Here is an 18448-nt window from a genome sequence, read left to right as displayed (position 1 = left end):
TCGGCACATGAGGGAATTGATGCTTTGCATGGTGCTGTGCGGCCCGGCGTTGGCGAACGGGTGCCCCGAGGCGCCGGATCATTCCGGCCGCTTGAGCGCCTTGTTCAAGTCCGTCGGGGAGGCCCCGGATGAACGGTCCGCCCGGAAGATCTCGAACAGGATGTGGGAACTGTGGACCGATGCACCCAACCAGCGGGCGCAAGAACTGCTTGATGAAGGCATGACGCGCCGGGAAGCATATGATTTCGCCGGTGCGATGGATGCCTTCGATGCGCTTGTCTCCTACTGCCCCGATTATGCGGAAGGGTACAATCAACGCGCTTTCATCAGCTATCTGCGGCGTGATTTCGAGGCGGCGCTGACCGATCTGGAGAAGGCCCTGTCGCTTTCGCCGCGTCATGTCGGGGCGATGACAGGTCAGGCGCTCGCCTTGATCGGGCTGGAACGAAACGCCGAAGCGGTGCTGGTTCTGCGCGAAGCGCTGACATTCAATCCCTGGCTTGGCGAGCGGCATCTGCTGGAGATGCTGGAAGCGGAAGAGAGCGAGTTGTAGTGCTTCTGCGTCCATTGTTTTCGACCGCCGCTGCGGGTAGGGAAACAGGCATGGCCCCTTGGGCCGCGCTGCGGGCGTGATGGAATGGTAGACATATCAGACTTAAAATCTGTGGGCCGTAAGGCCGTGTGGGTTCGAGTCCCACCGCCCGCACCAGATACCAGGGTAAGGTATTGAATAAAAAAAGGACACCTGCAATTGTCCTTGCGATGATGCCACAGCACTTTGAGTGGCCCACGATGGAAATGGGGCGCCTCGGCTATCCCTTGTCGGTTGCAAACGGCCTCGCAGGGAGTTTCAGCAAGGTTGCCGGGCAGGTCCGCACAAGCGCCGCACTGATGAATGATTAGACACCCCGGACACACAGTCGGAGAAGATATTCCACTGCGGTCAGGGTGGAGCGGTGTTCGCTCTCCGACACGGGAACCGCGGGCCGAGAGGCCAGCGCGTCTGCTTGTGGCCCCTTTCGCCAAGGTGGCGTTGGACCTAGATTGGATGAAATGACAGGAGGTCACTATTGAAAACAGAGTCAACGAAGCTCCCGCCGATTGACCCGGCCCGCGCTGAAGTCATCGAACAATCCGGCGGTGCAATCGCCGCTCTCGATCCGATCGGCGCGCAAGTCTCGGGGGTGGATCTGTCCTCCGGGGACGCGCCGCCGCCCGGGGTCATCGACGTGCTGGAACGGGAAATGGCGCTTCGCGGCTTTCTCGTTTTCAAGAACGCAACGCAGCTGGATGCCGAGGATTTCCTGCGCGCCAGCTGTCTGTGGGGCGGCCGTGAATTGCACAGCACGCACGGCGTTCACCCCGAAACGCCCGGCGGCAACCGCCATATATTTCGCCTGTCGAACGATGAACGCCACGGCATCCCGGATGTCGGGCCGCAATGGCACAATGACGGCAGTTTCCTGCCCGCCACGTTTTCACATTCAGGATATCACATCATACGGCCTGCCGAGAATGGCGGTGGCACGCATTTCGCCCACCAGGGCCTTGCCTTCGAGGCGCTCCCGGAGGAGCGTCAGGAACGCTGGAGCCGTTTGTCATCCGTGAACTCCGCCTCCGGTGTCGTTCACCCGTTGGTCCATGTGCATCCCGTCTCGGGGCAGACATGCATCTGGCTGCACCTGGGCATGACCGGCGCTGTCATCGAAAAACTGCCCGGTGGGGATGGCTTCCGCCTTCTTCAGGCTGACGAGCTGAAGCAGCTCTGTCACGACTACAACGAGATCCTGAATGCCGGGCTGACCGACGGCTATGGCGTGGCCTACGAATACCACGAGAATGATTGCGTGTTCATCGACAACCTGGCCGTGGCGCATCGTGCGGCGCCCGAAGCCCACATGCCCGTGGAGCAACAGGGCTTGCGGATCATGCATCGCAGCACAGTCAAGGGGACCAAGGACCTCGCCCCCGCCTTTGATCTTCCCCAACACGTGAATATCGACGGCCCGAATCCGCTGGGTGAGGGTGTCTGGCAAGGGGGAGGTGTCGGTTTCCGTTGGGAAGAAGGCATTCCCATGCGAAACTGATCTGCCATCCATCGGCGCCAGTCGGGCGCGCGTCGGGCGGGTGGTGACCCGGAAACCCGGCCCGCTCGACCCGAGTTGGCGTCCCGTGTGACAATTTTCCCAGACCGGAGGCTCCAAGGATGTCAGGCCCCTTGCAAGGATATCGGGTCATTGACCTGACGACGATGATCTCGGGGCCCCTGGCCACCATGACCTTGGCTGATCAGGGGGCCGAGGTGATAAAGATCGAACATCCCGACGGTGGTGATCTTGGCCGGCAGGTCACCGGGCGCAGGGGCGGGTTCTCGGCCTCGTTCCTCAACAATAATCGCGGCAAGAAATCGGTCACGCTTAACCTCAAGGACCCACGCGGCGTCGACGCGGCGCTGCGGCTTTGCGAGACGGCGGATGTCTTCGTTCAGAACTTCCGCCCCGGCGTGGCCGAGAGGATCGGATTGGGCGAGTCCGCAGTGCGCGCGGTCCGGCCCGACATCATCTATACCTCGATCGCCGGCTTCGGTTTCACGGGTGACTGGGCGCGCAAACCCGTTTACGACCCTCTGATCCAGGCGCTGTCGGGTCTGGCGAGCGTTCAGGGCGGTGCGGATGCCGCGCGGCCCCGGCTGGTGCGCACAATCCTGCCCGACAAGCTGACCGCGATCCAGACCTCGCAGGCGATCACCGCCGCATTGCTGGCGCGCACCCGGACGAGCGAGGGCGGCCATGTCCAGATCTCGATGCTCGATACGGTGCTGGCGTTCCTGTGGAGTTCGGACATGGCGGGCTACACGTTCGTCGGGGATGAACTGGACCCCGCGAAGGGTGATGACGCCCAGACTTTCGTCGAACTCATATACCAGACCGCCGATGGCTGGATGGCAGTCTCCGCGCATACCGACAGCACCTGGGCAGGGCTTTCGGCAGCCGTGGACCGCCCCGACTGGTTGCAGGATCCGCGCTTTGCAACTGTTGCCGCACGAGAGGAAAACAAACCCGCGCGTCTGGAACTGACACAGGAGGCGCTGCTGCAGGACACCACCGACAACTGGATGCGGCGCCTGAGCGAGCATGATGTGCCCTGTGCGCCGGTTTTGACGCGTGACCAAGTCTATTCACATCCGCAGGTTCAGGCCAATGGAACGGTGATTGAACTGGACCATCCTCAGGCAGGCCGGATCCGTCAGGCCAGGACACCGGCCCGTTTCTCGGTCACACCGCCCGGGGCTCCGGCCCCCGCGCGTCGGCTGGGGGAAGACACGTGTACGGTGCTTGCGCAGCTCGGCTATGACGCCGAGACAATCTCCGACATGATCGCGCAAGGCATCGCAACCGATACGCAGGACGGCGCCTGATGATCGATCTTTACTTCGCCCCCACACCGAACGGCTGGAAAGCCGCGATCATGCTGGAGGAAACCGGCCTTGCGTATCGCGCGATCCTGATGCGGCTCAGTGAAGGCGACCAGTTTTCGCGCGACTTCCTGGCAATAAGCCCGAATGCCAAAATGCCGGCCATCGTGGACCACGCGCCGGATGCCGAGTGGGGCGACGGCCCGGTGACTGTCTTCGAATCCGGCGCGATCCTGCTTTACCTTGCCGACAAGACCGGGCGGTTCGCACCACCGCCGGGCGCCCTGCGCGCGCGCAAGGAATTGATGGAGTGGCTTTTCTGGCAGGTTGGCAACCAGGGGCCCATGGCCGGGCAACTCAGCCATTTCCGCAACTACGCGCCCGAGAACGAGCGCGACTATGGCTTCAGGCGGTATCTTGGTGAGTACGATCGAAATCTCGGTGTGCTGGAAAACCGCCTTGACGGCCGCGACCATATCCTCGGAGACTATACCATCGCGGACATGCTGGCTTTTCCCTGGGCCTTCATTGCCAAACCTCTGGGTGCCTCGCTTGCGGAATTCCCCCGCGTGGCCGACTGGCGGGCGCGCATCAAGAGGCGTTCAGCGGTGCAGCGCGCCATTGACCTGCACAAGTCTCAACAGAACAGGGGGCAGCATCGCGCCGACAACAACACGGTCCTGTTCAACCAGTCCTCGGACTCTCTGCGGTCGCCGCCCAAAGGCGACGCCGAATAACACTTCCGCGTGCCGGCCAAGCCCGGACGCCTGGGGCAACGGCGCCTTACGGTGTGTCCAACGCCCGTTCGTGTCGTGGGATGATCCGGGGTCATCTGCGTCGGTTGAATGATCTGGACAACCGCGCGCCTGTTTCGGTTCATTGCTTCAGCAGCCCTGTTCGCCAAGGGCCGAAGCCGGGTTCCGCCCACCTGAAGCATGTTGCGCCGGTTCGGAGACACCCGCCCGTCGCCCAGCCGCCTGCGATTGAACGCGACACATCCTGATGGTTCGGGTCCGGAGATGTTGGTGACTGAACGGACAGCCTTCGCGGATAATGGCTGCCGGCGCCCGGAGAAATGTTCGGACAAGATTTGTCGGCCTTTTCCCGAAGCCATGGCGTCATCAGCTGAATCAGGCTAGAGCCGCGCGCAGAGCCGTGCGGCATCAAGGATTGCGGCGTGGATGTCACGCGACGATGTCGCGTCCCCTATCCGGTAGAGGTCGAAGCCTTCGCCATCGCCCTCGGGCTGGGGCAGGGCAGAGGCCCAGGCCGCCAGATCCGGCAGACCGCGGTTGCGCGCCACGCCCGCCAGTTCCAGATAGAGCGCATCGACCGGCAATGTGCCATGTTCGTATATCAGCGTGTCACAATTCATCTGGATTGTCTCGCCGGTATAACTGTTCTCGAAACTCAGGCGCAGGCGGTTTTCGTCGCGCGCCACGCCGCGCAGGGTGAGGTCGGGGCGCAGCTCGGCGCCGGACCGGTAGAAGGCGCGCATCTGCAATGGCCGCTCGATATAGCTGACCTCGGCGCCGGCGGTGCTGTCGGGGGTCACGTAGGTCAGCGCGGCGCCCGCAGCTGCCAGCGTATGCGCGCCGTTCAACCCCGCCGCCGTGCCGGTCCCGTCATAGAAAACCACGTCGCCCTCGGGTGGTGCGGTGGCTTCCAGCGCCTCCCAAAGCGGTATCCCGAGTTCGGCGCCGGGGATATCCTCCAGCCGGTCGGGAACGCCTCCGGTGGCAATGACAACCGTGTCGGGCGCGGTCTGCGCTATGTCGTCCGCGCCGGCGAGGACATTGTAGCGCAGGGTGGCGCCGAGCCGCTCCAGTTCGCTGACCCGCCAGTCGACGATACCGATCAGGTCGCGCCGCAGGTCGAGCTGCGCCGCCAGCAGGATCTGTCCGCCCGCCCTCGGTGCGGCTTCCAGCAGAGTGACGGCGTGGCCGCGCTCGGCTGCGACGCGTGCGGCCTCCAGCCCGCCGGGGCCGGCGCCGACAACAGTGACGCGCTTGGTTTCGTCGGCCTTTTCGATGACATGCGGCAGCACGTCCTCGCGGCCGATGGCGGGGTTGTGGATGCAACTCCCGTGCCACGAACAATAGGTCGCGCCGACGCAGGGGCGGATCGTTTCCTCGGCCCCTTCCGAGAGTTTCCGGGCAATATGCGGATCAGCGATATGCGCGCGGGTCATTCCGATGAGATCCACATGCCCTTCGCGCACGGCGAACCGCGCCGTCGCCAAGTCATTGATGCGCGCCGCGTGAAAGACCGGTAGCCCCACATTCTGCCTGAAATTCGCAACCGGGCGCAGTTGCGGGGCCAGCTCCATGGCCATGCCCGGCATGTATCGGGCCAGGCCGACCTCGGTGTCGATGCGGCCGTACCCGAAATTGAAGAAGTCGATCAGGCCGGAACGCTCCAGTATCCGGGCCATCGCCACGTAGTCCTCGTCCGGCATGTCACCGCCATCGCCTTCCCCCACGACCATGCGCACGCCCACGATGAAGGGCTGCGGAACGACGCGGCGGATTTCCTCCAGCACCATGAGGCCGAACCGCGCGCGGTTCTCAAGGCTGCCGCCGAATTCGTCGCTGCGCCGGTTCGTGGCCGGCGACCAGAACTGCCCGATGAGATGCCCGGTGATGTGCAGTTCGCACCCGTCGAGCCCGCCCTCGTGACAGCGCCGCGCGGCCTGGCCGAAATCGGCGATCACGCGGGCGATATCCCCGTGCTGCATTTCCTTGGTGAAGCCACGGTGCAGCGGTTCGCGGAATCGGCTGGGCGAGATTGTCGGCAGCCAGTTGTCCCCGCGCCACTGGCTGCGCCCGCCCAGATGGGTCAGTTGGCACATCAGGGCGGCGCCATGCTTGTGCACCCGCTCGGCGAATTCCCGGAAATAGGGGATGACGCTGTCATCGCTGGCGCTCAGTTGCCCGAAGGTGTTGGCGCTGTCGCGCGAGACATTGGTCGATCCGCCGAACATGGTCAGCCCGATCCCGCCTTCCGCCTTGGCCTCGTGATAGCGCTGGTAACGACCCGCGGGCATGCCATCCTCGCCGAAGCCGATCGCGTGCGAGGTGCTCATGATCCGGTTTCGAAGCTCCAGATGCGCCAATCGGAAAGGCTGAAGCAGCGGATCCGTCGTTGCGGGTCTGTCAGGGGCATTCATGGCAGCACTCCTCGTCGCGGGCAGGTTCGACCCAACTCTGATCACAGCGCGCGGTCCGGGCAAAGGCAAATTTGGCAATCCGGCGCGGGGCTGTAGGGTGGGCCTAAACCTGTCACCTGTCAAAGGAGCCGTGCCATGCAGTTGTTCGATGCGGAAACCGTTCACCGGTTGTTGCCCTACGATGCCTTGATCCCCGCCCTGCGAAAGATGCATGAAGGCGAGATGCCTGCGGGTGATGGCGTTCATACCCATGATCCGCAAGGCGCGGGCAACATGTTTGTCACGCTGCCCGGCTGGCTGGGTGGACGGCTGATCGTGGTCAAGATGGTCGGGGTCTTTCCGGCCAACCGGGATCGTGATCCTCCCATCGGTTCGGTCCTCGGTGCCGTGGCGGCGTTCGATGCCGAAACCGGCGCGCCTGTGCTGGTGGCCGATGGCGAGGCGATGACCTATCGCAAGACCGCCGCCATTTCCGGGCTGGGCAGCGCCCTTCTGGCCCCTTCCACCCCGCGTGAACTGCTTGTCGTGGGTGCCGGCGGGTTGGGGCCGCATGTGGCGATGGCGCATATCGCGGCGCGTCCGTCCATCAAACGGGTGCGCATCTGGAATCGCACGGCCCCGAAGGCCGAAGTGCTGGCCACCGCGCTTCGTGAGCAGGGAATCACCGCCGAGGCGGCCCCGGATCTTGATGCTGCGGTGGCTGAGGCGGATGTGATCAGCTGTGTGACCATGTCGCGCGCGCCGCTGGTCAAGGGGGCGCTGCTCAAACCCGGCGCCCATCTCGATCTCGTCGGGGCCTACCTGCCGGACATGCGCGAGACGGATGATGACGCGATGCGGCGCGGCGCGGTCTACACCTGTTGCGACCGCGGCCGCGCCGAGGTGGGTGAACTGGCGCTGCCCGTTTCTTCCGGCGCGATTGGCTGGGATGACATCCGGGGCGACGCGTTCGGCCTTGCGAAGGAGACCGATACGGGGCGCAGGTCAGACGATGAGATCACCGTTTTCAAGAATATCGGCGGCGCGCATCAGGATGTCTTTACCGCCGTGATCCTGCAAAAGGCCGCGGGCCTTTGAGCGGGCATCGCGCACGGAAGCCGGAGTCGGTGATCTTCGTGACTCCCGATCTCGCATGCGGCACGTGCGTCTTGATATCCTCGCCGCCGGTTCAGAACTCTGCAACCGTCCCGCCTCGGGCGGGCTCGATGCTGTGACCGCTGTTGCGCAGGACAAGCCTCGGCATGCCGCCGGGCTCGCCTCGCGGCATTCCGGGGGCTCCTGACGAAGGAACACCGCTTGAGCCAATCGCCCGATGCTGATCGGCGAAGAAAGGCGCCATTCCCGCCTGCGGCACAACCGCTTTCGCGCCTTGCAAATACTCCGTCCGAAGCCTAGGTTCCGCGCAATTCGCGGGGGCGTCCCCGCCCGAGTCAAGGAGCATCCCATGGAAGGCGGCAACGCGTTCGCGCAATTTATTCCCCTGATCCTGATTTTCGTGATCATGTATTTTCTGCTGATCCGGCCGCAACAGAAAAAGCTGAAGGATCACAAGGCGATGGTCGAGGCATTGCGCCGCGGCGATCAGATCGTCACCCAGGGCGGGCTGATCGGGAAGGTCACCAAGGTCAAGGAAACGGACGAGATCGAGGTCGAACTCGCACAGGGTGTCAAGGTCAGGGTGGTGAAATCGACCGTGGCGCAGGTGCTTTCGAAGACGGAACCGGCCGAAGGCTGACGGGTCGACCGCGTCTCAACCTTTTGAAAAGGCCGGACCATGCTTCAGATTGATCTTTGGAAACGCGTCGTCATCTGGGGGCTTGTGGCGCTTGGCCTGTTGATGGCCCTGCCGAATGCTTTCTACACGCGGGTGGAAACGCACAATGATGCGGTCACTGCGCTGGAGGCAGGTGCGGAGGCGCCCTCGCTGCAGGAGAAGGCGGCCCTCTGGCCGGACTGGATGCCGTCCGGCCTGGTCAATCTGGGGCTTGACCTGCGCGGTGGTGCGCATCTTCTGGCCGAGGTGAAGGTCGAGGATGTGTATCAGGCCCGCATCGAAGGCATGTGGCCCGAGGTGCGCGACCTTTTGCGCGAAGAGCGCGGGCGCGTCGGCACGATCCGGCTGCAACCGACCGACGACGCGGAATTGCGCGTACGTCTCAACCAGAAACCCGAAATGGTCGACGAGGCGGCGGCGCTGGTGCGCGGGCTGGCACGTCCGGTAACCAGCCTGACCGGTGCATCGGCCAGCGATATCGAGGTTTCCACGGAAGGCGCCAGCATCATCGTCCGGTTGAGCGAGGCGGAGAAACGCGCCACCGACGAACGCACGGTGCGGCAGGCGCTCGAGATCATCCGTCGCCGGATCGACGAGGTCGGCACCCGCGAGCCCACGATCCAGCGCCAGGGGTCGGACCGTATCCTGATCCAGGTGCCGGGCGTGGGCAGTGCCGCAGAACTCAAGGAAATCATCGGCACCACCGCACAGCTGACATTCCAGCCGGTCGTGAGCCGCACATCGGATGCGGATGAATCCCCCGGCGGCGGCAACGAGATACTGCCATCGCTGGATGAGGAGGGCGTCTACTACATTCTCGAAAAGGCGCCTGTCGTGTCCGGCGAAGAGCTGGTGGATGCCCAACCGGATTTCGACCAGAACGGTCAGCCGGCGGTTTCGTTCCGGTTCAACCCGGCCGGGGCGCGCAAGTTCGGAAATTACACCGCCGAAAACATCGGCAACCCCTTTGCCATCGTGCTTGATGGCGAGGTCATCAGCGCCCCGGTGATCCAGAGCCACATTCCCGGTGGCTCGGGTATCATCACCGGCAATTTCACGGTTGAGGAAAGTACCAATCTGGCAGTCCTGCTGAGGGCAGGCGCTCTGCCCGCTGGGCTTGAATTCCTCGAAGAGCGGACCATCGGCCCCGAACTTGGGGCCGACAGCATCGATGCCGGCACGGTCGCCTGTATTGTCGCCTTCGCGCTTGTGCTGGCATTCATGTTCGCAAGCTACGGAACCTTCGGGATCTTCGCCAATATCGCGTTGATCGTGAATGTCGGGCTGATCTTCGGCCTGCTGAGCATGATTGGCGCCACCCTGACGCTGCCTGGTATCGCCGGTATCGTTCTGACCATCGGTATGGCCGTGGATGCCAACGTTCTGGTGTTCGAGCGGATTCGGGAAGAAGCGAGGACGGCCAAGGGGCCGGCACGTGCTATCGAGCTTGGTTATGAAAAGGCGCTCAGCGCGATCACCGACGCGAATATCACGACCTTCATAACCGCGCTGATCCTTTATGCCATGGGGTCGGGGCCGGTGCGCGGGTTTGCCATCACCCTCGGGCTTGGTATCATAACGTCCGTCTTCACCGCGATTTTCGTGACCCGCCTGATCGTGGTCATATGGTTCGAGCGGAAGCGTCCGAAAACCCTTCTCCAAGGCCGTGCGATCAGGCTGGTACCCAAGGAAACGAACTGGGATTTCTTCAGCCGCTGGAAGATCACGCTTGGTGCCTCCGCGCTCCTGATCGTGATTGCGGCGGGGTCTTTCGCCTTGCAGGGACTCAATTTCGGGATCGATTTCCGCGGCGGCACCACGATCCGCACGGAAAGTACCGAGTCGGTGGATATCGCCAAGTACCGGGACGCCATCCAGCCTCTGGGCCTCGGGGACGTGACCATCACGGAGGTTTTCGATCCGACATTCGGTCCGGACCAGAACGTTGCGATGATCCGCATTCAGGCACAGGAGGGGCAGGAAAGCGTATCCGCCGACGTGATCCGAAGTGTGCAATCGGCTTTGCAGGAGGTGGTGCCGGATCTGACATTCACCTCGGTCGAGAGCGTTGGCCCCAAGGTTTCCGGAGAGTTGATACAAACCGCCGTGATCGCGGTTCTGCTCGCGATCGCTGCGGTGCTGCTGTATATATGGTTGCGTTTCGAATGGCAGTTTGCACTCGGGGCTGTCGCGGCACTTGTTCACGACGTGGTGCTGACCATCGGCATATTCTCGGAGTTGCAGATACAGTTCGACCTGGCAATCATTGCGGCGCTCCTGACCATAGTGGGTTATTCTCTGAACGACACGGTGGTGGTCTTCGACCGGGTGCGCGAGAACCTGCGGAAATACAAGAAGAAGCCGTTGGCCGAGGTACTCAACATCTCGATCAACGAAACGATCAGCCGGACGGTCATGACATCTGTCACCACGCTTCTGGCGCTTTTTGCGCTTTTCGTCCTTGGCGGCGACGTGATCCGGGGATTCGTTTTCGCGATGATATGGGGCGTTGTCGTCGGCACCTACTCGTCGATATTCGTGGCCTCGGCAATACTTCTGTGGCTGGGCGTGAAACGCGACTGGTCCAAGCCTGACGCCAACACGGGAAACCAGTTCGCCAACGTTGATGCCTGACCTCTTGGCCGAGGTCCTGGCAACACCGGGGCTTGTCTGGCTTGTGCTGACGATATCCGGTGCCGGCATCATACGCGGTTTCACCGGGTTCGGTACGGCCCTGATCTTCGTCCCGGTCGCCGGCATTTTCCTGCCGCCGGCGCAGGTGGTCGCTCTGATAACGCTGACCGGGGTCGCCAGCATGGCGGCGTTGCTACCGCGGGCCTGGGGCCAGGCCGCACGCGGCGAAGTCACCATACTGGTGATTGCCGCGTTGATTACCGTACCGGCGGGAATATGGCTTCTGGGTTTGCTGGATCCGGTCGCCGTGCGCTGGATCGTCGCGGGGATTGCCGCCACCACGCTGGCCGCACTGGTTTCGGGGTGGCGCCATGACAGGGCCGTGCGGCTTGCGGGGCTGGCAACGATCGGGGCCATGGCCGGGATCGTGGGCGGATTGACCGGTTTGACCGGGCCGGTGGTGATCCTTTTCTACCTTGCCGGACGGCAGGCCGCACTTTCGGTGCGGGCCAACACCATCCTGTTCCTGGCCGCGCTGGATGTGGTGATCGTGATCAATCTGTTGTGGCGCGATGCCGTGGGCTTTGACACCATGATCCTGGCGGCCTTCCTGTCGGTGCCCTACTTCTGCACCACGTTGATCGGTCAGGCGTTGTTTGACCCGGCACGCGAGCGCCTGTACCGATGGGCCGCCTATGGTGTGATCGGGCTTGCGGTGACAAGCGGCCTGCCGCTTTGGAATTGAAGGGAAGACCATGCAGCTTCACGAGATCCGCTTTGATGAGGCGACGCCGATCCAGGGGTACGGGCCCGGTTTCTTCCGTGTCGCCGGCGAGGTGATGGAGGGTGCGATCCGGGTCACGGCCACCGGCGTACGCCGCTGGGGCGGGTTCGATGACGGCGAAACATTGCTGGCCCTTGCCGATGAAATTGACGTTCTTTTCATCGGCACCGGGCCGGAAACCACGCATATTCCCGCCGATTTGCGCAGCGCGCTGGAAGAAGCCGGCATGGGTGTGGAATGCATGCACTCGGCTGCGGCCTGTCGGTCCTACAATGTTCTCCTGTCCGAGGGACGGCGCGTGGCGGCGGCCTTGCTGCCGGTCTGAAATGCCGCGCCGCGGAGATGACAAAGGCGCTTTGCGCAACCGGCAGTTTGGGATACGTCCGTGAGCATGGAACTCGGGGCTAAGAATCTGTCCGTCGCGCGGGGCGGGGTGGCCGTTCTGGAAGGCGTGTCCTTTCGCCTGCGGGCGGGCGAGGCGCTGGTCCTGCGTGGCCCCAACGGGATCGGCAAGACGACGCTGCTGCGCACCGTCGCTGGGTTGCAGCCGCCCCTTTCCGGCCGGGTTGAGGCATCTCCGGAAACGGTGGTCTATGCCGGCCATTCTGACGGGATCAAGTCAATGCTGACCGTGGACGAGAACCTGACGTTCTGGTCACAGGTCTTTGACACCGAAGGAGTTTCCGCTGCTCTGGCCGGGTTCGATCTGGTGTCATTGCGAACTCGTCAGGCCGGGGCGCTGTCCGCTGGCCAGAAGCGACGTCTGGGGCTTGCGCGGCTGCTCGTCACGGGGCGGCCGATCTGGGTTCTCGACGAACCGACCGTTTCGCTTGACACCCAGGCCGTTTCCCTTTTCGTCCGTGCCGTTCGCGCGCATCTGGCTGCCGGCGGCGCCGCGCTGCTGGCGACCCATATCGACCTTGGGCTGGAAGAGGCGCAATGTCTTGATCTTGAACCGTTCCGGGCGAAGGTGCCGGCACCGGACGATTTCGACGGGGCGTTCCTGTGAAGGCGCTCCTGGTCCGGGATTTCCGATTGGCGATGCGGGCCGGTGGCGGTTTCGGCCTCGGGATTGCCTTTTTCCTGATCGTCGTGGTTCTTGTGCCTTTCGGGGTCGGCCCTGAAAGCACCTTGCTTGCGGCAATCGCACCGGGCATCCTGTGGCTGGGGGCGCTTCTGGCCTGTCTTCTGTCGCTGGATCGCATCTTCGCCCTCGACTGGGAGGATGGATCGCTGGACCTCCTGGCGACCGCACCGTTGCCGATGGAGGCGCTGGTGAGCGTCAAGGCCCTCGCCCACTGGGTGACCACTGGGGTGCCCCTTGTGCTGGCCGCGCCGCTTTTCGGACTGCTCATGAGCCTGCCGGAAGAGGGCTATAAGCCCTTGATCCTCTCGCTTTTCCTCGGCACCCCGGCACTCAGCGTGATCGGAACATTCGGTGCGGCCCTGACCGTCGGGATCAAGCGCGGCGGGTTGCTTCTGTCCTTGCTGGTCCTGCCGCTCTATGTGCCGACGCTGATCTTCGGAACCGAAGCCGCCCGGCGCGGCGCCCAGGGACTGGACATTTCGACCCCGGTGCTGATGCTGGCAGGGATCACCTGTGGGGCCATCGCGCTGTTGCCATTCGCGTCGGCTGCGGTGATCAGGGTCAACCTGCGATGACGGAAATTCGTGAACGAAAGACAGCTGGATGAATTCGCTCTGGGAATATGCAAATCCGAAGAAATTCATCGCGACCACCGACCGCGTGTTGCCGTGGGTGGCCGGGCTTTCGGTGGCGGCGCTGGTGGTCGGACTCGTCTGGGGGTTCTTCTTTACCCCTGATGATTACCGGCAGGGATCGACAGTCAAAATCATTTATATTCATGTCCCTAGTGCGCTCATGGCGATCAATGCCTGGCTCATGATGCTGGTCGCGTCGCTTATCTGGATCGTGCGGCGGCATCATGTAAGCGCTCTGGCGGCGCGGGCGGCGGCGCCCGTTGGGGCGGTCATGACGGTGATCGCATTGGTGACGGGTGCGATCTGGGGGCAGCCGATGTGGGGCACCTGGTGGGCATGGGACCCGCGCCTGACCTCTTTTCTTATCCTGTTTCTTTTTTATCTCGGGTACATGGCGCTCTGGGAGGCGATCGAGGACGATGACACCGCGGCTGACCTGACGAGCATCCTGTGTGTTGTCGGGTCGGTTTTCGCGCTACTGAGCCGGTATGCGGTGAATTTCTGGAATCAGGGATTACATCAAGGGGCGTCCCTGAGCCTCGACAAGGAAGAGAATGTCGCCGATGTCTTCTACTTCCCGCTGCTTGTGTGTATCGCGGGGTTCGTGTTGTTTTTCATTGCCTTGGTTCTTCAGAGGACGCGGACCGAGATCCGCGCGCGCAGGATGCGGGCATTGCTGGCGCGGGAGCGGATGAAGTGATGCCGGATCTGGGGAAATATGCGGTCGAGGTATTGTCGTCCTATGCGGTGTCCATCCTCCTTCTGGCAGCGTTGACATGGCTGAGCGCGCGCCGTGGGAAACGGATCAAGAAGCAACTGGAAGATATTGAAGAGAAAGCACAAAGAGATCATGGCTAAAATATCCCCACTGATGATCGCACCGCCGCTCGTTTTTGCCGGACTGGCGGCGCTTTTCTTCGTGGGAATGCAGCGCGAAGACCCTGACGCGTTGCCTTCGGGCTTGAAGGGCAAGCCCGCCCCGGCGGTTGAAATCACCACGTTGGGTGACAAGAAAATGTTTTCCGACAGTGACTTGCGAAGCGGCGAGGTGGTTCTGGTCAACTACTGGGCAAGCTGGTGTGCACCGTGCCGCGCAGAACATCCCAATCTTGAGGCGCTGGCCGATGAAGGCATCCCCGTCTATGGCGTCAATTACAAGGACAAACCCGGCAACGCATTGGATTTCCTGGAAGAGTTGGGGGATCCCTATGCCGCGACGGGCGCGGACTCGCAGGGGCGCATGGCCCTGAACTGGGGCGTTTATGGCGTCCCTGAGACCTATGTCATTGACGGTGAAGGGAAAATTGTGCTGCGCTTCGCGGGGCCGATCACCTCGCGGATGCTGGAGGACCGGATCCGCCCCGCCATTGAGGCGGCCTCGAATTAGGCTTCCGGTCTGTGTGAAGTCTGGTCAGCCCATTCATTTTAAAGATGGATCTGGACTGTTATCCACCGCTGCCCGGGATCGCATTGAACAATTCGAACAAATCCCGGCCTGCGATATCCATCTCAAGCCGGCTGGGGGATCTGTGAAACGTCCGGCCGGGGTGGCGCCGCGTCCGCCCTGAACGCGTTCAGGAAAGCCCGGATTTCCTGCCCGTTACGGGGCAGGAAGCGGGCGGGGCGCGGGCTGTGACCGGGGGCGGCGACCTCCGGAAAGAGCGCGGTGATCTCGGCCCGGGCGGCAGCGGGCAATGCCTGCATTCCGACAGGGGCTGTCAGCAGGCTTTCCGTGGCGGCCCCGTCCGAGAAGATCACTTCGTGAGCGTCAAGAAGCAGGTGATAATAGACGATCGCGCGCGCGGTCTTCTCCACCCGCACGCCGGGCAGGGCCGTAAGCTTGATCGCGGGGATCAGCGCCTCGGTTTGGCCGCAGACGGCGGCGGTGCCGGGCGCGCGCATGAGCACGCGATGTTGCCGGGATACGCGCAGATCGCGGAAGGGTTGTCCGGCGCCGAGTGCGCCGGCGCGGATGCGCACCGGACACAGGCGCGGATTGGCGTGCATTTCGGCGGTCGAAACCGGCATCGCCCCGATCCAGCGCAACGGTTGCAGCCCGTGGTCCAGCGTGCGCACCATGTCGCCGGTGGCCAGCGTTTCCACCGTCCGCGGTCCGTCCGCTGTTTCGATCAGGGTTCCGGCGGCGAAACAGACAGCGCCATTGATGGTGATGGTCACGTCCTGCGTGTCCGAGCCGCCGCCCACGTCGATGGCCAGTACCGTGAAGGTGTCGGTCAGGGTGTCGCCCGGATCGAGCGCCTGCACCGCCGGGTTGCTGTCATCCAGGTCATAGCTCCACGCCCCGGTCACGGCGTCGATTGACGCGTTTCCGTATGTCGCCGACCCGGAGATCGACCAGGTATCGTCAAGTGTGCCCGGTTGCAGGATGTCATCGAGATCCCCGGTGACGATGGCGCCGCTGCCTTCGGTGACCGTGCCGCTGGTATCTCCGCCGATGATCGGGAATCCCATGGCTCAGTCCTCCGAGATCCGGTCTCGGAACTGGCCCGCGCCGTAGGACGCGACCGAGATCCTGCCGCCCGGCGCCGGGCGGGTCCATTCCACCACGCGGTAGCGGGTGCCGGCCTTGTTGTGCCAAAGGGCGCGGACACGCGTTTCGTTCGGATTGGCAGCGAGCCGGGTGAGCACCTGTTCGACATGGCCGAACGGCGCCACGAGGTCGATGAGCCATTTCGAGCTGCCGCCGTTCCAGTCCTGTGGCAACAAGGGCTGATGATCCACGGCCAGCCGGTATTCGGCCTCGGGCGACAGGCCCGCCCATGTCACGAAGGCGCGGGGGTGCCCGCCGCCGCGGAACGTCTTGTACTGGCCCAGCCGCAGGGGCGGTTCGAACTGCGCCAGCGCCTGCGGCAAGGTCCGGGTGCGGTTGAAGCGGCTGAGGGCGGCGAGATACATCATCGCCCCGAGATCCGCGAGCGTGTTTTGTGGCAGATCGAACCAGTCGTCCGGAAAAGGGGTGTCCGTGGCGGCGGGAAACGGGCCGGCCTCCCTCAGGGTGGCCAGATGGCGCATCGACCTGCGCACGAAGTCCTTGTCGGCCATGCTCAAGCCGTGTTGCCCCCGCCATGATCGGCAGCCCGAAGATCCGCTTCCGCGGCCACTGAATGGCGCGCGAGGGTTCGGGAATTCCGGGTGGGCTGCCTGCCTCGGTTCACTTTCCGGACGGTCTTTCGCCGCCTGTGTGGAGGATTTTATCACAAGTCAGGACGGCACCAAAGCAAAAAGGCGCGGCCGGCGCCCGGCACATCCGGGTGAGCCGCATGTGGTTTACCCCTGCTCTTGATTGCACGAGGCAGATGGTGAAGGGTTGGGGAGTGACGCAGGAGACGTCCGGCATGTCCAAATGGGGAATGGCGGGGGTTTGTGGGGGTTTTGTGTGAAAAATGGGCGCGCCTGTGGCGCGGCCAGTGAGGTGACACTATGAACAGTGAGCGACAAGAACATGAGAATACATTTTCACTCAGAGTACAGAGAAGCGAAGCAGGTTTTTATGACATTAGTTTTGACTTGCCTGACAATGATGAAGAAAGCTCATCGGTCTCTCTTGCAAGTGATCCCAATACACCCGGTTTATACGATCTTTCGCAATCATGGACTTCGATAGCTATTGGTTTCTTTGAAACGGTTCCAAAATTAGCGTTTACGGGACACTATATTGCTAGCATGGATCTAAAAGAATCCGTGGTGGCTCAAGCAAGCGAAAGTGCAATAAAGGTAATTGAAAGCGATGATGAAAATGGTGTGACAGAGTACATATTAAATCTTCGTGATTTACCTCTCATAAACCAAAAAATTGGAAAGTCCCAACATGCAACAAAAGGCGCGATCGCTATGGGACGCGCAACTTTAGGCGCGTTACTTTCAGAGTATGAAGCGTTTCTGTACCAGCTCCTGAAAATCTTGGCAAATATTAGGCCGGAAAAGTTTTTAAGTGGTTCGGAGAAAAATTATTCACTTGATGATCTTTCAAGATTCTCGTCAATCGAAGAGTTTCGCGAAGAGGCTTTGGAAAAGAGGCTAATTGATATTCTTCAGGGCAACACCCATACCGCAACACTTGATTGGTTGGGTAAGAATTTTGACGTGAATTTGCTTTCAGACGAAAGAATAATTAAAGAATTCGTTGAGATTTGCCAAAGGAGGCACTTGCTCACGCACTCTGGTGGTGTAGTAAATAGGCGATACCGGAATGTATGTAGCAAATTTGGTTGGACTAATGAAGAACTGCCAGCATTGGGAACGGAAATTAAAGTCGGCCGTCAATATCTCAGGCGGGCTACAGCTAGGATATATCAGGTTGGTTTTTACTCACTCCACATGATTTGGCAGAAACACTTGCCAGACACGTGCGACAAGTCTCTTGGGTGCATACTTGCGGCCTCTCATGACTTTCTCGAAGCTGATTTAACAAAAATGGCGCGACGTATTGCAGACTTTGGTTTGAATACAAGAGGCCCGCGTTCTCATAAGAGGACGCTCTACCTTTCTATAAACAAGGCTCAAGGGATTTTATATGATGAAGGAATTCCAGAAGAGGAAAAGCAGGGTAAGATCGAAGATATTTTATCGCGTTGTGATCTCTCTTTAAAAACGCCGCTTGTAGAACTCGTGTTAGCTTGCCTGAGGCGTGATTTCAAGGATTTGGATATGCTCACGGGCGCAGCCAAATCTGCAGGACTCAGCTATTCTTACGCTTACACTTGGAGTATTTTCCGTGAAGCGAGAGATTTAAAGGAATTCAATAAGCACTTTTCTTAACGGTAGGCCCGATTTTTCCCAAACTTGTAGCATCAGTAGCTTAGGTGTCGGATCCCGGAAGGTAGTATGGCCGTTTCCTGAACAGGTCGGGCTTGAGTTTGTGCCAGTCTTTCATCGCCTGCAAGGGCGTCTTGCTGCCCAGGGCTGATTGCGGGAGCTGCTGGTTGTAGA

The 18448-nt window shown here is 61.8% G+C and carries 18 protein-coding genes, 1 tRNA gene and 1 pseudogene; 16 read left to right on the top strand and 4 right to left on the bottom strand.

From position 1 onward, the window contains the following. Nucleotides 1-7: 7 nt before the first annotated feature. From DQW77_RS15535 to DQW77_RS15515, 5 genes are all read left to right on the top strand, one after another. A complete protein-coding gene (locus DQW77_RS15535; protein ID WP_113259139.1) occupies nucleotides 8-553 on the top strand; it encodes a tetratricopeptide repeat protein in 546 nt (181 codons plus the stop codon). 70 nt (nucleotides 554-623) lie between these two features. Next, nucleotides 624-709: transfer RNA gene (locus tag DQW77_RS15530), tRNA-Leu, on the top strand. Nucleotides 710-1070: 361 nt separating this feature from the next. Next, the gene (locus tag DQW77_RS15525; protein ID WP_113259138.1) at nucleotides 1071-2087 is read left to right on the top strand and encodes a TauD/TfdA family dioxygenase; all 1017 of its coding nucleotides are present in this window, start codon (nucleotides 1071-1073) and stop codon (nucleotides 2085-2087) included. 119 nt (nucleotides 2088-2206) lie between these two features. Further along, a complete protein-coding gene (locus tag DQW77_RS15520; protein ID WP_113259137.1) occupies nucleotides 2207-3418 on the top strand; it encodes a CaiB/BaiF CoA-transferase family protein in 1212 nt (403 codons plus the stop codon). Then, entirely contained in the window at nucleotides 3418-4152 is a 735-nt protein-coding gene (locus DQW77_RS15515) for a glutathione S-transferase N-terminal domain-containing protein (RefSeq protein WP_113259136.1), read from the top strand. The genes DQW77_RS15520 and DQW77_RS15515 overlap by 1 nt, the downstream gene beginning before the upstream one ends. Before the next feature lie 398 nt (nucleotides 4153-4550). Here DQW77_RS15515 and DQW77_RS15510 read toward each other — a convergent pair whose 3' ends face one another. Beyond that, nucleotides 4551-6584 (bottom strand): FAD-dependent oxidoreductase, encoded by a 2034-nt coding sequence (locus DQW77_RS15510; protein ID WP_113259135.1) that lies wholly within the window; start codon nucleotides 6582-6584, stop codon nucleotides 4551-4553. Nucleotides 6585-6719: 135 nt separating this feature from the next. On the opposite strand from DQW77_RS15510, the gene DQW77_RS15505 reads away from it, so the two are divergent. The 10 genes from DQW77_RS15505 to DQW77_RS15455 all read left to right on the top strand — a co-directional run bounded on the left by DQW77_RS15505 (nucleotide 6720) and on the right by DQW77_RS15455 (nucleotide 14885). After that, nucleotides 6720-7661, top strand: a complete 942-nt coding sequence (locus DQW77_RS15505) for an ornithine cyclodeaminase (RefSeq protein WP_113259134.1) — start codon at nucleotides 6720-6722, stop codon at nucleotides 7659-7661. A gap of 367 nt (nucleotides 7662-8028) precedes the next feature. Continuing rightward, nucleotides 8029-8319, top strand: coding sequence for a preprotein translocase subunit YajC (gene yajC / locus DQW77_RS15495; protein WP_113259132.1), 291 nt, complete (start codon nucleotides 8029-8031; stop codon nucleotides 8317-8319). A 39-nt stretch (nucleotides 8320-8358) separates the two neighbouring features. Next, the gene (gene secD, locus DQW77_RS15490) at nucleotides 8359-10992 is read left to right on the top strand and encodes a protein translocase subunit SecD (RefSeq protein ID WP_113259131.1); all 2634 of its coding nucleotides are present in this window, start codon (nucleotides 8359-8361) and stop codon (nucleotides 10990-10992) included. Then, complete coding sequence (locus DQW77_RS15485; protein ID WP_113259130.1) at nucleotides 10985-11737, top strand: sulfite exporter TauE/SafE family protein; 753 nt, start codon at nucleotides 10985-10987, stop codon at nucleotides 11735-11737. The genes secD and DQW77_RS15485 overlap by 8 nt, the downstream gene beginning before the upstream one ends. Before the next feature lie 10 nt (nucleotides 11738-11747). Beyond that, a complete protein-coding gene (locus tag DQW77_RS15480) occupies nucleotides 11748-12101 on the top strand; it encodes an Mth938-like domain-containing protein (RefSeq protein ID WP_113259129.1) in 354 nt (117 codons plus the stop codon). Between the two features lie 66 nt (nucleotides 12102-12167). Further along, nucleotides 12168-12785 (top strand): heme ABC exporter ATP-binding protein CcmA, encoded by a 618-nt coding sequence (ccmA, locus tag DQW77_RS15475; RefSeq protein ID WP_113259128.1) that lies wholly within the window; start codon nucleotides 12168-12170, stop codon nucleotides 12783-12785. Next, nucleotides 12782-13438 carry a heme exporter protein CcmB gene (gene ccmB / locus DQW77_RS15470; RefSeq protein WP_113259127.1) on the top strand — a complete coding sequence of 219 codons (657 nt, stop codon included), beginning with the start codon at nucleotides 12782-12784 and terminating at the stop codon, nucleotides 13436-13438. The genes ccmA and ccmB overlap by 4 nt, the downstream gene beginning before the upstream one ends. Nucleotides 13439-13466: 28 nt before the next feature. Continuing rightward, a complete protein-coding gene (locus DQW77_RS15465) occupies nucleotides 13467-14198 on the top strand; it encodes a heme ABC transporter permease (protein WP_113259126.1) in 732 nt (243 codons plus the stop codon). Then, nucleotides 14198-14356 carry a heme exporter protein CcmD gene (ccmD, locus tag DQW77_RS15460; RefSeq protein WP_309301322.1) on the top strand — a complete coding sequence of 53 codons (159 nt, stop codon included), beginning with the start codon at nucleotides 14198-14200 and terminating at the stop codon, nucleotides 14354-14356. Before DQW77_RS15465 ends, ccmD begins: the two co-directional genes overlap by 1 nt. Then, the gene (locus DQW77_RS15455; protein WP_113259124.1) at nucleotides 14349-14885 is read left to right on the top strand and encodes a DsbE family thiol:disulfide interchange protein; all 537 of its coding nucleotides are present in this window, start codon (nucleotides 14349-14351) and stop codon (nucleotides 14883-14885) included. Before ccmD ends, DQW77_RS15455 begins: the two co-directional genes overlap by 8 nt. A gap of 122 nt (nucleotides 14886-15007) precedes the next feature. Here DQW77_RS15455 and DQW77_RS15450 read toward each other — a convergent pair whose 3' ends face one another. Both DQW77_RS15450 and DQW77_RS15445 read right to left on the bottom strand, forming a co-directional pair. Beyond that, on the bottom strand, nucleotides 15008-15970 hold the full coding sequence (locus tag DQW77_RS15450) for a Hint domain-containing protein (protein ID WP_113259123.1): 963 nt from the start codon (nucleotides 15968-15970) through the stop codon (nucleotides 15008-15010). A gap of 3 nt (nucleotides 15971-15973) precedes the next feature. Further along, the gene (locus DQW77_RS15445) at nucleotides 15974-16561 is read right to left on the bottom strand and encodes a toxin-activating lysine-acyltransferase (protein ID WP_113259122.1); all 588 of its coding nucleotides are present in this window, start codon (nucleotides 16559-16561) and stop codon (nucleotides 15974-15976) included. A 378-nt stretch (nucleotides 16562-16939) separates the two neighbouring features. Here DQW77_RS15445 and DQW77_RS18075 point away from each other — a divergent pair, with 378 nt between their 5' ends. After that, entirely contained in the window at nucleotides 16940-18277 is a 1338-nt protein-coding gene (locus DQW77_RS18075; RefSeq protein ID WP_147094989.1) for a hypothetical protein, read from the top strand. Between the two features lie 40 nt (nucleotides 18278-18317). On the opposite strand, the pseudogene DQW77_RS15440 reads toward DQW77_RS18075, so the two are convergent. Beyond that, nucleotides 18318-18448: pseudogene (locus tag DQW77_RS15440) on the bottom strand (IS481 family transposase); the annotation flags it as partial.

Source organism: Roseovarius sp. TE539, from assembly GCF_003298505.1.
Classification (GTDB): domain Bacteria; phylum Pseudomonadota; class Alphaproteobacteria; order Rhodobacterales; family Rhodobacteraceae; genus Roseovarius.
The sequence above is the reverse complement of the archived record's forward strand: the minus strand, read 5'-3'. Positions and strand labels throughout refer to the sequence as shown.